Annotated in this window: 13 protein-coding genes; 2 read left to right on the top strand and 11 right to left on the bottom strand. The window is 73.3% G+C overall.

Annotated elements, in window-relative coordinates:
• Positions 1-88: 88 nt before the first annotated feature.
• The 8 genes from ACWAUO_RS08975 to ACWAUO_RS08940 form a co-directional block, all read right to left on the bottom strand.
• Entirely contained in the window at positions 89-2,332 is a 2,244-nt protein-coding gene (locus ACWAUO_RS08975) for a glycosyltransferase family protein (RefSeq protein ID WP_460774801.1), read from the bottom strand.
• A 13-nt stretch (positions 2,333-2,345) separates the two neighbouring features.
• Positions 2,346-3,248, bottom strand: coding sequence for a glycosyltransferase family 2 protein (locus ACWAUO_RS08970; RefSeq protein WP_460774800.1), 903 nt, complete (start codon positions 3,246-3,248; stop codon positions 2,346-2,348).
• Between the two features lie 27 nt (positions 3,249-3,275).
• Entirely contained in the window at positions 3,276-4,382 is a 1,107-nt protein-coding gene (locus ACWAUO_RS08965; protein WP_460774798.1) for a glycosyltransferase, read from the bottom strand.
• 54 nt (positions 4,383-4,436) lie between these two features.
• A complete protein-coding gene (locus ACWAUO_RS08960; protein WP_460774796.1) occupies positions 4,437-5,879 on the bottom strand; it encodes an LCP family protein in 1,443 nt (480 codons plus the stop codon).
• Positions 5,876-6,343 carry a 5-(carboxyamino)imidazole ribonucleotide mutase gene (gene purE, locus ACWAUO_RS08955; RefSeq protein ID WP_460775252.1) on the bottom strand — a complete coding sequence of 156 codons (468 nt, stop codon included), beginning with the start codon at positions 6,341-6,343 and terminating at the stop codon, positions 5,876-5,878. Before purE ends, ACWAUO_RS08960 begins: the two co-directional genes overlap by 4 nt.
• A 114-nt stretch (positions 6,344-6,457) precedes the next feature.
• Positions 6,458-7,591: a 5-(carboxyamino)imidazole ribonucleotide synthase gene (locus ACWAUO_RS08950; protein WP_460774795.1), complete on the bottom strand. Its 1,134-nt coding sequence runs from the start codon at positions 7,589-7,591 to the stop codon at positions 6,458-6,460.
• Between the two features lie 169 nt (positions 7,592-7,760).
• Entirely contained in the window at positions 7,761-8,318 is a 558-nt protein-coding gene (locus tag ACWAUO_RS08945) for a PH domain-containing protein (RefSeq protein ID WP_460774793.1), read from the bottom strand.
• Positions 8,319-8,372: 54 nt separating this feature from the next.
• A complete protein-coding gene (locus ACWAUO_RS08940) occupies positions 8,373-9,167 on the bottom strand; it encodes a biotin--[acetyl-CoA-carboxylase] ligase (protein ID WP_460774792.1) in 795 nt (264 codons plus the stop codon).
• A gap of 159 nt (positions 9,168-9,326) precedes the next feature.
• Between ACWAUO_RS08940 and ACWAUO_RS08935 the strand changes: the two genes are divergently transcribed.
• A complete protein-coding gene (locus ACWAUO_RS08935) occupies positions 9,327-10,916 on the top strand; it encodes an acyl-CoA carboxylase subunit beta (RefSeq protein ID WP_460774790.1) in 1,590 nt (529 codons plus the stop codon).
• Positions 10,913-11,143, top strand: coding sequence for an acyl-CoA carboxylase epsilon subunit (locus ACWAUO_RS08930; RefSeq protein WP_460774789.1), 231 nt, complete (start codon positions 10,913-10,915; stop codon positions 11,141-11,143). Before ACWAUO_RS08935 ends, ACWAUO_RS08930 begins: the two co-directional genes overlap by 4 nt.
• A 352-nt stretch (positions 11,144-11,495) precedes the next feature.
• On the opposite strand, the gene ACWAUO_RS08925 is transcribed toward ACWAUO_RS08930, so the two are convergent.
• From ACWAUO_RS08925 to ACWAUO_RS08915, 3 genes are read right to left on the bottom strand one after another with little or no spacing between them, the layout of a single operon-like run.
• Complete coding sequence (locus tag ACWAUO_RS08925) at positions 11,496-12,518, bottom strand: hypothetical protein (protein ID WP_460774788.1); 1,023 nt, start codon at positions 12,516-12,518, stop codon at positions 11,496-11,498.
• Positions 12,515-13,744 (bottom strand): sensor histidine kinase, encoded by a 1,230-nt coding sequence (locus ACWAUO_RS08920; RefSeq protein ID WP_460774786.1) that lies wholly within the window; start codon positions 13,742-13,744, stop codon positions 12,515-12,517. Before ACWAUO_RS08920 ends, ACWAUO_RS08925 begins: the two co-directional genes overlap by 4 nt.
• Positions 13,734-14,399, bottom strand: a complete 666-nt coding sequence (locus tag ACWAUO_RS08915) for a response regulator transcription factor (RefSeq protein WP_460774785.1) — start codon at positions 14,397-14,399, stop codon at positions 13,734-13,736. Before ACWAUO_RS08915 ends, ACWAUO_RS08920 begins: the two co-directional genes overlap by 11 nt.
• Between the last annotated feature and the right edge of the window lie 9 nt (positions 14,400-14,408).

Genomic DNA, 14,408 nt, shown 5'->3' with positions numbered 1-14,408 from the left:
TCCGTTGTTTCGGCTCGGATGCCGCCTGTCCTCCGCGGGGGCGCTGTCGACACCGCGACGCGCTCACCCACGCCGGCGACGCCCCATCCTATCCGGCCGTCCCTGCGAGCCCGCTCACCAGGGCGTCGAGGCGTGCGGCGCGCGCATCGAAGGAGTGCTCCGCCCTGATCCGGGCCGAGATCCGCGCCAGTTCGTCGTCGGGCGGGAAGAGCGCGTCCAGGTCGCCGCGCAGGAGCGCGACGAGCTCCTCCGGATCGCGGTACTCGACCACCGCCGCGCCGAAGACGTCCGAGAGCCCCTCGATCGACTCGCTGATGACGCGTCCCCCCGCGGCGACGACGTCGTACGGGCGCATCGCGTGGAACCCCTCCGCGCGCATCGCGGGCCAGTGGTCGTTCAGCACGACGGATGCGGTCTCGTACCGCTCCGGCAGGTCGGCGTTGGGGATGGCGGGCGCGACGATCGCGGAGCCCGGGATGAAGCCGCGCCAGTCGGGACCGTACACCTTGACGTCGATGCCGGCGCGCAGCGGCGCGACGACGCTCGGGCGCGCGATGCCACGGGCCGTGCCGACGAAGACGACCTCGTCCGTCCGCCGGCGTCCCGCAGGGTGGAACAGGTCGGTGTCGGTGCACTCCAGCAGCGGCTCGATCGGCACGCCCCACTCGGCCGAGCGCCGCTGCGCCCACCCCGGCGAGACGGCGAGGACGAGGTCGAACCCGCGGACCTCCTCCGGGGTGATCTCGTCCGGATGGCTGATGATCCACTCCACCCGCACGCCGTTCTCGGGAGGTTCGATGCGGAACGGTCCGCGGATGACGACGTGCACGTCGTCGAGCGCCGACGTGGTCCGGCCGGCCGCCTCGAACGCGTCCACGACCACGTGGTGGCCACGACGGCGGAGCGCGGCGGCGAGCCCGCGGGCGAAGTGGGCGTCGCCCCACACATCCCCTCTCGGCCCGGCCGGTGCGCTGGTCTTGATCGCCCAGCGACGGGCGCCCTGGTGCGGGCGTACCCACGTGACCTGCGGGACGGCGTCCTCGCCGGCCGCATCCCATCCCGTCACGACGAAACCGCAGCGGCCGTAGAGCGACTCGGCGCCCCGCCGATCGTCGCCGACTGCCGCGAGCTCGGCGGGGAGCGCGGTGGCGCGATCCGCGAACACCCGCTCCTCGGCGAAGCCGCCGACGACGGTCCCGACGTCCACACGCAGCGCCAGCCCCCGGGCCGCCGCACGGGCGGACAGCACCTCGAGTTCGTGACCGCGATGGCCGGCCCCCAGCGTGTCCGCCCGGAACACCGAGGCGGGGCCGGCGAACGTCCGGCCCGACAGCAGCTGCGGCACGAACGGCGCATCGCCGGCGGGCGCGAGGTCCTCGACCGGGTGTCCCCGCAGCGGCCGCGCCAGTCGGGCGCGGTCGGTGACGACGACCGCGGCGCCGAGTCCGGCGACGGTGCCGTCGGAATCGAGCACGACCGGGGTCACCAGGGCGTCGCGCCCCTGGGTGGCGAGGCGGATGATCTGCTCGGCGTCGACCGTCACCCGCGGGTCGAGACTCACGAGCACCCCCTCGTCGACGTCGCCGGCGCAGCGTGCGAGCGCATCACCGAAGCCGATCGCCGGGTCCAGACGCACCGCGGACACGTGGGACAGCATCCGCGCGGCGAGCGCGGTCGTCGCCCAGGTCCCGGCGGTCGTCCCGATCTGCACGAGCCGCACGCGGTACCCGTCCGGGAGCGCCGCGAGCGGGACGATCCGCTCGTCGGTGCGGGGGTCGCCGTGCTGCAGGAACCGGATGACGGTGCCGTCGCCACCAGCCGGGCGCGGATCACCGACCCGGTCCGACGACTGCGCGTCGACGACGATCCGGCGCCACCGGGCGACGTCGATCCGAACGGTGACCGGTCCGATCGTCGCCTCGACGACGGCATCCGCACGCGCGGCCCACACGCGCTCCAGCATCCCTCCGGAGGGGCGTCCGTCGACGGTGGGCCACCACGGATGCACGGCGATGGAGGGTCGGTGACCGACGAGGAAGGCGTACAACGCCGGCACCCGGCCGGAGTCCGGCAGCGCACGGGAGACGAACGCCTCGTCGAACAGCGGGTTCGGCGACAGCCCCTCGCGGTATCCGCGCAGGACGTAGTCCACCGCCGCGCGGACCGTGCCGGCGCGTCGCCATCCGCGCTGGGCGGCGTAGTAGCCGGCGTCGACGAGTCCGCTGCGCAGGATGAGCCGGAGCCACCACACCCGGTCGACCGCCGCGACGGCGGCACCGATCACGGGGGCCCGGCGGGCGCCGCGGAGCATGCGGCGTACGCGTGCGATCACGCCGGTCCCCGGGTCACCGTCGCAGTCCCCGACGTCGCCGGTCGGCCAGCACCGCACGGCGGATGAGCGCGCTGACGGGGTGCCGCCGGTCGAGTTCACGGTTGAGCTGCTCGACCAGGAACTCCCGCAGCTGCGCGAACTCGCCCGCGATCATGAGCGGGAGACCCGCGCCCTCACGGGCGATCCACTCGCGCAGGGCACGGTCGCGCACGATGCCGTCGTCCCGCCGGTGCTCGTGGGTCAACGCGAACATGCTGTTCGCGTCGATGCCGGTCGCGGAGGGCCGCTGCGTCCACACGGCCAGCGTCTCCGGGATGTAGCCGATGGTGCGGGCGGCCAGCAGGCGGAGACTGAACTCCCAGTCCTCGACCGCGTCCAGGGACTCGTCGTACCCGCCGACCTCGTCGTGCACGGACCGGCGGTACAGGAACGAGATCGGCACGGCACGGTTGACCTCGAGCATCTCGACGAGGGAGACCCGCGTCATGTCCGACCAGAACGGCACGCGGCCGACCTCGCTCCAGCGGCCGTCCGCGTAGCGCTCGTACATGATCTCGGTGCGGGTGATCACCCCGACGTCGTCGGGGTGGTCGTCGAGCCACCGCACCGTGCGCGTCAGGAACTCCGGATGCCAGAGGTCGTCGTCGTCGTGGAGGACGAGGTAGTCGCCGGTCGCGGCCGCGACGCCCGCGTTCGCCGCGGCGCAGCGACCGCCGGCGCCCTCGGGACGCACCACGCGCGCCCGGTCGCCGAGGTCGGCGGCAGCGACGACGGCGTCGAGCGTGGCCGCTTCGGAACCGTCGTCGACGACGACGATCTCGAGGTCGCCGAAGGTCTGCGCCGTGATGTCTCGGAGGGCTCGCGCGAGGAACCAGGGGCGATCCTTCGTCCGGACGACGATACTGACGCGGGGCATACCGTCCAGCGTAGGGGACGCGTCCGTTCAGAGTTCCCCGTGCAGCGCCCACACGCGTTCGGCGTGGTCCCGCCATGAGAACGCCTTGCCCCGGTCGAGCGCCCGCACGGCGAAGCGCCGGCGCACGTCCTCGGCCTCGGCGATGCGGCGGAGCGCCTCGCCGAGTCCACCGGCGGGGACGTGCAGACCGCCGTCGACGAGCACCTCCTGGTGCACGGGCGAGGCGGTGGCGACGACCGGCACCCCGAGGGCGAGGGCCTCGACCACGCGCCACGGGAAGCCCGTCGCGGCGGACGGGGCCAGGAGCGTCAGCGCCTCCCCCAGCACGGCGGCGCGGTCCGCGGCCACCATCGGTCCGGGCACGCGCAGCAGGTGCTCGCGGATCCCCGCGGCGGCGGCGAGGTCGCGGACGCCGGCGGCGCGCGATTCGTCGATCCCGAGGACGACCACCTCCACGGGCTCCGGGAGCGACGCGACGGCGGAGAACCCGGCGGCGAGGGCCTCGTCGTCGCACGCGGCCCCGGCGATGACGACGGCGCCCTCCGAGACCCCGAGCTCGCGGCGGCGGCCGACGGCGTCCGTCGGTGCGGTGAAGCCGGTGGGAGCGGCGCCCGCGATCACCCGGATGCGGCCACCGAACCGGCCGAGGCCGGCGACCCGCTCCGCCATGGCGTGCGTGGGCACGACCACCGCGTCGGCGTGCTTCTCGGCCCGCTTCAGCAGCGCACGCCGCCCCATCACCACGGTCTTCGGCAGCGTCTCGGCCTGCTCCCACGCGGCGAGGTCCCACATGGTCACGACGGTCTGGTCGTTCTCGTTGACCCGGTCGTGGCGTACGAGCGGGGCGAACGGCGACGGGGCGTGGATGAGGCCGGCGCCGATCGCCGGTGCGACGCCGATCTGCCAGGCCGCGGCGAGGCGTCCGCGCGAGAGCGGCGCCTTCGTCACGCGCGCGAGCGCGGGCACGGCCAGGGTCGCGGCGTCCTCGTCACCCGCGGGCACCACGGCCTCGACGACGCATCCCTTCGGCGCGGTCGCGGCCAGGGCTCGGGCGATCTCCGTCTCCGCCTCCGCGACGTCCGGGTCCACCACCTGTGTGAGCTGGTCGAGCACGACCCGAAGCGAGACAACCATGGCCTCCAGCCTACCGAGCGGGGCAGGCGGCGTCCTGTGAGGGCGCCGTCAGGGTCACGGCGTCGGCGTCTCGGTGGGGACCGGCGGATGCAGCAGCTGCTGCACGAGTTCGTGGATGTACGCGAAGTCCGGGTCGCGGTCGTCGATCCCGTTCTGCGGGATGAGGTCGAGCGTCTGCACCGGCTGGTCCTTGGCCTCGATGCCGAGGTCGACGAAGTACCCGAGCATCGACTGCGGGATGTCGGTCTGCACCAGGTGCGTGCCGGCAGCGGCGATCTCCTGGAACCGCGAGAGCACGTTCGCCGGGTTGAACTGCGCGAGGATCGCCTCCTGCAGCTGGCGTTGCCGCAGCATCCGGTCCCAGTCGCTCGTGGTGTACCGCGAACGGGCGTACCACTGCGCGGTGTCGCCGTCCATGTGCTGCGGACCGACCTCGATCCAGCCGATCGCCCACTCCTCCGCGGGCTGGCCGTCGTACGTCGGCCCCCACCCCTCGGGGAGGCGCTCGGTGACCTCGATGTCGACCCCGCCCAGCGCGTCGATGAGGGCGGCGAACCCGTTCATGTCGATGAAGACGTAGTACTGGATCTCGAGCCCCAGCACGCCCTCCGCGGCCTCCTTCGTGGCCTCGATGCCGGGGTCGGACCCGGCCGCCACGGCGTCCGGGTACAGTTCGGCGCCGTCGCGGCAGACGACGACCTCGGTGCGGATCTGGTTGATGCCGCTCCCCCACCCACAGGTCGGGTCGGCATGGCCGGTGTGCCCGTCGGGGTAGAGGTCCTGCATGGGCCCGGGCGAGAACGGCACACCGGGCATGTCGCGCGGGATGCCGAAGATGGTCACGGCGCCGGTGTCGGCGTTGACCGACACGACCGAGATCGAGTCGTACCGCATGGAGTCGCGCCCCTCGCCGCTGTCGGCGCCGAGCAGCAGGATGTTGTAGTACCCGTCGACGGGCGGGACGGCCGGCCCGGTCTGGGTGAACACGTCGCCGATCGCGTCGCGTGCGATGCCGACCCGGCCGGCCGCGTAGACGGCCCCGCCGGTCGAGAGGACGAGGATGACGACGGCCGTGAGCGCGGTCGCGATCCGGGTGAGCGGGCGCAGGCGCACGAACCGGACGAGCCGCAGCACGTCGAGGGTGAGCACGGCCCACAGCACGGCGTAGGCGAGGAGCAGCCCCTGCAGTGCCACGAGGGTGAACCAGTTGGTCGCGATGACGAGGAAGGCGCTGCGCCACAGGAGCGCGGTGAGTCCGGCCGCGACGGCGAGCGCCCACATGAGCAGGGTCGCACCGAGTCCGATGCGGCCGAGGCGGCGGTTGCCCGCGAGCGCCTGCGCGGAACCCGGGACGAGCACGTTGCACAGCACCAGCCACCAGGCGCGACGACCCATGAACTCCGGTGACGAGCTGTCCGGGTACCGGAGCGGGTACGGGTTCACGACGCCCGCCGCCGGGGTGCCGCCGCGGGGCCGCGACGGCGCGCTGGTGCTCACAGGGAGTCCTTCAGCCGCCGGTTCTTCTCCTCGACCGCGAGCTCCAGCTCGCGGGCGTGGGCCTCGACGCGGTCGGCCACCACGGGATCGGACGTGCCGAGGATGCGGGCGGCGAGCAGGCCCGCGTTGGCGGCACCGCCGATGGAGACCGTGGCGACGGGGATGCCGGTCGGCATCTGCACGATGCTCAGCAGCGAGTCCATGCCGTCGAGGGTCGCGAGCGGCACCGGCACGCCGACGACCGGGAGCGCGGTGACGGAGGCGAGCATGCCCGGCAGGTGCGCGGCACCGCCCGCGCCGGCGATGATCACGCGGATCCCGCGCTCGCGCGCCTCCCGCCCGTACCGGACGAGCTTGTCGGGCGTGCGGTGCGCCGACACGACCTCGACCTCGTGGGCGATGCCGAACTCCGTCAGCATCTGGGACGCCGCCGCCATGACGCGCCAGTCCGAGTCGGAGCCCATGACGACGCCGACCAGGGGTGAGTCAGAGGAATGCAGGGGCCGAGTCACCCGTCAAGGCTAGAGGCGCAGCCTGCGTATCCGCCGCAACGGCGCGCAGCCGCATCCGTGATCCGTTCAGTCGAACGCGGCCGCCGCGGCACGCGCCTCGTACGCGACCTCGTCGAGATCGTCGCCGACGGCCGTGACGTGGCCGACCTTGCGGCCGGGACGCGGCGCCTTGCCGTAGGTGTGCACCTTCGCACGCGGGCGGCCCTCGAGCGCCGCCTCGAAGCGGTCGGTCATCGCCCCGGACGACGGTCCGCCGAGGATGTTCACCATCACGGCCCACGGCGCGAGCGGCTCGGTGGACCCGAGCGGCAGATCGGCGACCGCCCGCAGATGCTGCTCGAACTGGCTCGTGACGGCGCCGTCCTGCGTCCAGTGCCCGCTGTTGTGGGGGCGCATGGCGAGCTCGTTCACGAGCACCCGCTCGTCGGTGGTCTGGAACAGTTCGACCGCGAGCATGCCGGTGACCCCGAGCCCCTCGGCGACCTCGAGCCCGATGCGACCGGCCTCCTGGGCGATGCGCCCGGCGGCGTGCGGCGCCGGCGCGACGACCTCGGCGCACACCCCGTCGCGCTGCACGGTCTCCACCACGGGGTAGACGGCGAGTTCGCCCGAGGGCCGCCGTGCCACTTGCTGCGCCAGTTCACGGGTGAAGTCGACGAGCTCCTCCACGAGGAGCTCCCCGCCGTTCGCGTCCTCGGCGAGCGCCGCGAACCAGTCGGCGGCCTCGGTGCCGGCGCGGACCACCCGCACCCCCTTGCCGTCGTAGCCGCCGCGGGGCGTCTTCACGACCGCGCGTCCGCCGTGCTCGTCGAGGAAGGCCTGCAGCTGGTCGGCGTCGGTGACCGCCGCCCAGTCCGGCTGCGGGAGTCCGAGGTCGGCGAGCTTCCGCCGCATGACGAGCTTGTCCTGCGCGTACTGCAGGGCGTCCGGGCCGGGGTGCACGGGCACGCCGGCGTCGACGAGCGCCCGCAGCACCGGCTGCGGCACGTGCTCGTGGTCGAAGGTGACCACGTCGACCGTGCGGGCGAAGGCCATCACGGTGTCGAGGTCGCGGTAGTCGCCGGTCGCGGTCGCGGCGAGCGACGCCGCCATCCCCGGTTCCTCGGCGAGCACGCACGGCTCGAGGCCGAGCTCGACCGCAGGGGCGATCATCATCCGGGCCAGCTGCCCTCCACCGATCACACCGACGCGTACCGTCATGCCAGGCTCCTTCCGCCTCGCCCATTCTCCCCCACGGCCGGACGCCGGCCATGTTCAGAACTCAGGACGGATCCCGCGACCGCCCGTGCCCGTGCGGACCTCGCGACGCGGGGCGCCGGATGTCCTGAGTTCTGCGCACCCGGCGGGAGCGGCCGCGGGGCTCGCCGCCTCAGGCGCCGGGCGCCGGCGGTGCGGGCGGGAGCTGCTGCGCGTCGCGGTGCGCGAGGATCTGGCTCACCTCGACCTGATCGACGAGCGTCTCGTGCACGAGGCGCACCTGCGGCACGTTCCGCAGCACGAGTCGGCCGTCCACGCCGTCGTCGAGGGTGAGGGTGCCGACGCCCCACATCCGCTGCAGGATGCCGCGGCGCAGCGTGATCGTGTACCCGCGGACGTGCCCGAGCTCGTGCTGCACCCGGCCGAACCAGCCGCTGCGCTCGATGACCCGCCGGGTGGTGATCGTGTAGGTGTGGCCCCACCATGCGAGGAAGGGCAGGACGACCAGCAGGAGCACCACGGCGCCCGCCGCGGTGTACAGCATCCAGTCCTCGAACGGGGCGGGGAGGTTCCCGGCGAAGTAGCCGGTCGCGCCCGCGGTCGCGACGAGCACCAGCGCGCACCAGAACAACCGCCGCGCGTGCGGGCGGAGCCGTGCCACGCGCCGCTCGGGCGCGGGCACCCCGGGAGCCGGCGTCAGCGGCCGCCCGAGTGATGTCGGCTGGGTCATGCCTCTATTGTGCTGCGCCCCGGCGACGTCGGCGTGCGCACACGCGGGCGCGGATCACCGCACGTGGGTGACGTCACCGGCCGCGACCGGCGTTCGCACCCCCGCGGCGAGCACCACGAGGCGTCCGTCGTGGTCGATCTCCACGGCGGTGCCCTCGAGCACCCCACCGCCGGGAAGGCTCACGCGCACCTCCGATCCGAGCGTCAGACACAGGTCCGACACCGTCGCACGCACACCCGACGTGTCCGCGCTCCCGCCCGCGGCGACGAGCGCGCCGAGCAGCTCGTCGAGCCCCGTGAGGTAGTCCGCGAGCAACCGGTCGTCGTCGCACTCCCGCCCCATCGCGGCGAAGGAGGTCGCGGTCGCCACCGGGAACTCCACCTCCCGCATGCGCGTGTTCACCCCGGCGCCGACGACGACCGCGTCCGCGTGCTCCGGGACGGCCTCGGCGAGGATGCCGCAGATCTTGCCGCGGTCGGCGAGCACGTCGTTCGGCCACTTCACCGCGACCTCGTGGCCCGTGCCCTCGAGCTGCGCCCGGATCGCGCGGGCCATCGCGGCACCGGCGACGAGCGGGATCCATCCGCGCGCGTGCACCGGGAGTCCCCCGACCCGCACGACCGTCGACACCGCGAGCGCACTGCCGGCGGGGGCGACCCAGCTGCGGTCGAGCCGCCCGCGTCCGGCGCGCTGGTCCGTCGTCACCAGCACCGACAGGTGCGGCCACGCGTCCGGGTCGGCCGTCACCGCGGCGACGACGTCGGCGTTCGTGGAGTCCGTGGTGTCGACCACCTGGACGCGCGGGCTCACGGCGGCGGCGCGCGGGTAGCCGGATTCGGGGATCGTCATGGCGTCACACTATGGGCGTCCCCGGGACCGCCGCATCCGCTTGACACCGTCCGCGCCGGTGCCCGGACGGCTCGGCACCACGGAAGCCACAGTGGATGCGCGGGGGCGCTGTGGACATCCTCCAAGCCCGGGGGCAGGCCCGCCGATAGGGTGGAACGCGTGACCGACCAGCCCGACCTTTCCACCACCGCCGGCAAGATCGCGGACCTGCGCGCCCGCTACCAGGAGGCGGTGGTCGACGCCGAGAAGACGGCCCACGACAAGCAGCACGCGAAGGGCAAGCTCACCGCCCGCGAACGCATCGAGCTGCTGCTGGACCACGGCTCGTTCGTGGAGATGGACGAGTACGTCCGCCACCGCACGACCGCCTTCGGCATGGAGAAGTCCCGGCCGTACGGCGACTCGGTCGTGACCGGCACGGGCACGATCCACGGCCGCACGGTCGCGGTGTACTCGCAGGACTTCTCGACCTTCGGCGGATCGCTCGGCGAGGTCGCCGGCGACAAGATCATCAAGATGATGGAGTTCGCGCTGCGCGGCGGCATCCCGATCATCGGCATCCTCGACTCGGGCGGCGCCCGCATCCAGGAGGGCGTGGTCGCGCTCGGCAAGTACGGCGAGATCTTCCGCCTGAACACGGCCTCGTCCGGGGTCATCCCGCAGATCTCGATCATCATGGGCCCCGCCGCCGGCGGCGCCGTGTACGGTCCGGCGCTCACCGACTTCGTGATCATGGTCGACAAGACGAGCCAGATGTTCGTCACGGGCCCCGACGTCATCAAGACCGTCACCGGCGAGGACGTCGGCATGGAGGAGCTCGGCGGCGCCTACACGCACAACACCCGCTCCGGCGTCGCGCACTACCTCGCCGACGACGAGGACGACGCGATCGACTACGCACGCACCCTCCTCGGCTACCTCCCCGACAACAACATGGCGGAGGTCCCCGGGTACGAGAGCGCCTTCGAGTTCGAGACGACGGATGCGGACCGCTTCCTCAACACGATCATCCCGGACTCGCCCAACCAGCCGTACGACATCCACCAGGTCATCGAGCACGTGGTGGACGACGGCGACTTCCTCGAGGTGCAGCCGCTGTTCGCCCCGAACATCGTGATCGGCTTCGGCCGGGTCGAGGGGCGCTCGGTCGGCATCATCGCGAACCAGCCGTCGCAGATGGCCGGCACGTTGAACATCGACGCGGGTGAGAAGGCCTCCCGCTTCGTGCGGTTCTGCGACGCGTTCTCGATCCCGATCGTGACGCTCGTCGACGTGCCCGGCTACCTCCCCGGCACCGACCAGGAGTGGACCGGCGTCATCCGGCGCGGCGCGAAGCTCCTCTACGCGTACGCCGAGGCGACCGTGCCCCTGGTGACCGTGATCCTCCGCAAGGCCTACGGCGGCGCCTACATCGTCATGGGCTCGAAGCAGCTCGGCGCCGACATCAACCTCGCGTGGCCCACCGCCGAGATCGCCGTCATGGGCGGCCAGGGCGCGGTGAACATCCTCTACCGGGGTGAGCTCAAGCGCGCCGAGGAGGCCGGTGAGGACGTCGCCGCCGTCCGCACCAAGCTCGCGAACGAGTACACCTACAACGTCACCTCGCCGTTCCTCGCGGCCGAGCGCGGCGAGCTCGACGGCATCATCGAACCGGCGCAGACCCGCGTCGCGATCGCGAAGGCGCTGCGGTCCCTCCGTGGCAAGCGCGCGAGCCTGCCGCCCAAGAAGCACGGGAACATCCCGCTGTGAGCGATCAGGCGCAGGAGCCGCTGCGGATCGAGGTCAAGCGCGGCAACCCCACCGAGGACGAGCTGGCGGCCGTCATGGCGGTCGTCGGCGCGGCGTACCAGCAGGAGCGGCAGGCCGCGGTGGCCGAGGACGAGTGCGTCCGCGACGGCTGGGCCGTGTCGCAGCGGGGCCTCCGGCGGCCGCTGCGCCGGGAGTTCGGATGGGGCCGGTTCGGCGGCGACGTCTGACCGACACCGCGGCGGGCACCGGGCTTGTCCCCCAAAGTGCCTACAGACAGTCTTCTTGCACGTCACGGATACTGGAACGGCTACGACGCATTCATGCGTTGGCCGATCCACGGGTTACCAGGGTTCCCCCCGGCATCGGTCGCTGCGGATGATTTTCGGGTAATCATCCGCACACGGCGAGGGGCAGGCGATCACGCCGCCCCTCGCCCCCTTTTTTCGCACCGGGCGGCGCTGCGCCGCAGCGCCGAGCGCGCATCCGTTCCGTGAACGAGCACCCGATCGGATGCGCGCTCGCGAAACGGATGCGCATTCGCGGCCAGGAACCACGGCCCGCGCGGCGGGCGGCGCAGGCTCAGGATGCGGGGACGGGGCGGCGGATCTCCCGCCACAGGTCGACGCTGTCCTCGTCCGAGAGGCCCAGCGTCGACGAGGCGCGGCCGACGACCGTGACCGCGACCTCCGGGTCCGCGGTGGTGCGGATGTACAGCCGGTCCGAGCGGGCGGCGCGCAGGGTCGCGGCGAGCTCCGCACGGATCGCCGTGAGCTGCTCCTCGGGGAGCGCGTCGAGCCCGCCCTCGTCGAGCACCGTCACGACGGCGCCGCGGCGGCGCGTGGCGTCCAGCGCCGAGCGCACCGCGTCGTCGAGCAGCCGCGGCCCGCGCAGCTCGTCCCGCAGCCGCCCCTCCGCGATGCGGGCCTCGAGTCGCCCCTGCTCGCCGAGGTCGCCGCCGGTCGCAATCGTCGCGGCCAGCACCGGTCCGGCGACGGCGAGCGCCCGCTGCACCTGGATGCGCCGTTCCCGCTGTTGGCTGCCCTGCGCCGCCTGCACGGCGGAAGCCGAGCGCTGCAGTTCGCCCAGGCGCTCGGTGTCCTGGTCGGCGCGGGCGAGCGCGTAGACGAAGAACTGTGCGGCGCCGACCCACATGAGCGAGCCGACGAGACCGAGCCCGAGGGCGGGGAGGGGTCCGAGCAGCAGCGCAGACCACCCCGCGAGCACCGCGGTGCCGCTCCACGCCGGCCACGGCTGGCCGCGCACGACGAGCACCACCATGAGCGCGCCGAGGCCGCCGATGTACCAGCTGCCGTGCGAGGCGCCGACCGCATCCGGTCCGACGCCGTACGCCACGGCGGGCGGCACCACGACGGTCGTGACGAGCGCGAGCACGCACACCCACAGCGGCAGACGCGTGCGGTCGCTCCGTCGCGGCACGACGCCCCACAGGATGCTGAGCCACGTCGTGGCGAGGTAGAGGCCGAGGGCGAGGAGGCAGACCGAGAGGTGCGGCACCTCGGCCGTCCAGGGCGCTCCTCGGCCCACGAGGTATCCCGTGAACGCGAGCGCGAGCACGGTGAGGACGAACCGGACGCTGATCATGCGTGCTCCGCCCGCCAGGTCAGTGTGACGACGGTGCCGCCGGCGCCGGAGTCCACGGTCGCCTCGCCGCCGAACGCCGCCACCCGGGCGACGATCGACGCGCGGATGCCGAGCCGGTCGGCCGGCACCCGGTCGACGTCGAATCCCGGACCGGTGTCGCTGATGCGCACGACGACCCCCGCGGGGGCACCGGCGGCGGTCACGGAGACGGCGAGCCCGGCACCGTCGGCGTGCTCGATCGCGTTCGAGACGGCCTGGGTCGCCGCGAGCACGAGCGCACGGGCCACCCGGCCGGGCAGGTGCGGCGCATCGGGGGCGAGGTCGGCCCGCACCTCGACGCCGGTGTCCACGAGCACCTCGGACAGGCCGTCGACGATCGCCGCCGCCGGCACCGGCGCGTCACTGCCCTCCCCCGAGTCTCGGTCGGTGTTCGCGAGCCGGGTGAGCGCCTCACGGGCCATCGACACGGCGAGATCGCGTTCGCGCGGGCTGTCGGCGCGGGCGGCGGCGATGAGCGCGGCGAGCACGCTGTCGTGCATGAGGGCGGCGACCGCCACCCGCTCCCGCTCGGACGCGGTCACGGCGGCGGCGCGCGCGTAGGAGTCCACGGCGCTCACGCGGCGTTCGTCGACGTCGGTGGCGGCGGCGCGGAACGTCCATCCCATGGTGAGCAGCACGCTGCCGAGGATGAGCGAGAACGACACGTCGAGCGCGACCGGCCACCACGCCTCGGGGATGAAGCGCAGCTGCATGAGACGGACGAGGCCGTAGAGCAGCGGCAGCCCGATCGTGAACAGGATCTGCAGCGGCATCCGCATGACGAGCACGGCGGGCACGGTCGCGACGTTCACCAGGAAGTACACCCACGGCTGCGAGGTGACCGGGGGCGAGACGTCCCAGGTGGCGACCGGCCAGAGCAGCAGCACGAGCACGTAGGCGCCGATGAACACGGAGGCGGCGGGCTTCTGCGTGCGGCCGGTGAAGAACGCGGCGATCATCACGACGAGCGGCACGAACGCGAGCAGCAGGAACGGGATGTGCCAGGCCGGGGGCGCCTCGGTGTCGCCGAGCGCGCCGACGAACGCCTGCGCACCGAGCGCCGCGCACCCGAAGCCGACCGCGATCGACATGACGCGCTCGACCCGTTCGCGGGTGAACGACGCCACCTCGACGGAGGGCAGCGCTCCGAGGCCCTCCGGCTCCGTCGCGGCGGACCTACCGGGCATCGTCGACGCCCTGCTCCGACAGGATGCCGTCCTCGAGGGCGCGGCGGTGCAGGTCGACCTTCGTGGGTGCCGGCCGGCCCACCTCGGTGTACTTCATGCGGATGCGGGCGATGTTCTCCTTCGCGGTGGAGAACGCGATGCCCAGCCGGTCCGCCACGATCTTCAGCGGCAGCCCGGCCGCGTAGAGCTTCAGCACCTCGCGCTCCCGGGCCGACAGCTGCGCCGCGGCGAACTCCCGATCGCCCTCGACCGCGCTGGCCCACTCCGCGTTGCTGAGGAGCTCGCCGCGCCCGACGGTGGCGATGGCGGAGACGACGTCCTCGATCGGCGAGGACTTGCTGATGACGCCGGCGGCCCCGGCGGCGAACGCCTCCCGCACCGCCGCGGGGCGGTCGGCGACGCTGTAGATGATGACGCTCGACCCGTCGCCGGTGAGGCGCGTGACGTTCTCGGTGACGGTCGTGCCGTCGCCCAGGGTGAGATCGAGCACGACGGCGTCGGCCGGCGCCTGCCCGGATGCGGTCCGCCACCCGAGGTATTCGGTCACGGTGCTGCCCGAGAACACGATCTCGGGGCCCTGCTCCGCGCGGGCGCACGCGGCCTCGACCCCGAGCCGGACCGACTCGTGGTCGTCGATGAAGGCGACGCGCGTCACGACAGCATG

The sequence above is a fragment of the Microbacterium sp. GXF7504 genome, assembly GCF_054798235.1.
Note: the sequence above shows the minus strand (reverse complement) of the source record. Positions and strands in the feature narration are given on the sequence as shown.

Excerpts from the sequence above, each read along its gene's own strand:
- ACWAUO_RS08970 (WP_460774800.1), bottom strand. The coding sequence starts at position 3,248 with ATGCCCCGCGTCAGTATCGTCGTCCGGACGAAGGATCGCCCCTGGTTC.
- ACWAUO_RS08920 (WP_460774786.1), bottom strand. The coding sequence starts at position 13,744 with ATGCCCGGTAGGTCCGCCGCGACGGAGCCGGAGGGCCTCGGAGCGCTG.
- purE (WP_460775252.1), bottom strand. The coding sequence starts at position 6,343 with ATGGGCTCCGACTCGGACTGGCGCGTCATGGCGGCGGCGTCCCAGATG.
- ACWAUO_RS08945 (WP_460774793.1), bottom strand. The coding sequence starts at position 8,318 with ATGACCCAGCCGACATCACTCGGGCGGCCGCTGACGCCGGCTCCCGGG.
- ACWAUO_RS08940 (WP_460774792.1), bottom strand. The coding sequence starts at position 9,167 with ATGACGATCCCCGAATCCGGCTACCCGCGCGCCGCCGCCGTGAGCCCG.
- ACWAUO_RS08950 (WP_460774795.1), bottom strand. The coding sequence starts at position 7,591 with ATGACGGTACGCGTCGGTGTGATCGGTGGAGGGCAGCTGGCCCGGATG.
- ACWAUO_RS08925 (WP_460774788.1), bottom strand. The coding sequence starts at position 12,518 with ATGATCAGCGTCCGGTTCGTCCTCACCGTGCTCGCGCTCGCGTTCACG.
- ACWAUO_RS08965 (WP_460774798.1), bottom strand. The coding sequence starts at position 4,382 with ATGGTTGTCTCGCTTCGGGTCGTGCTCGACCAGCTCACACAGGTGGTG.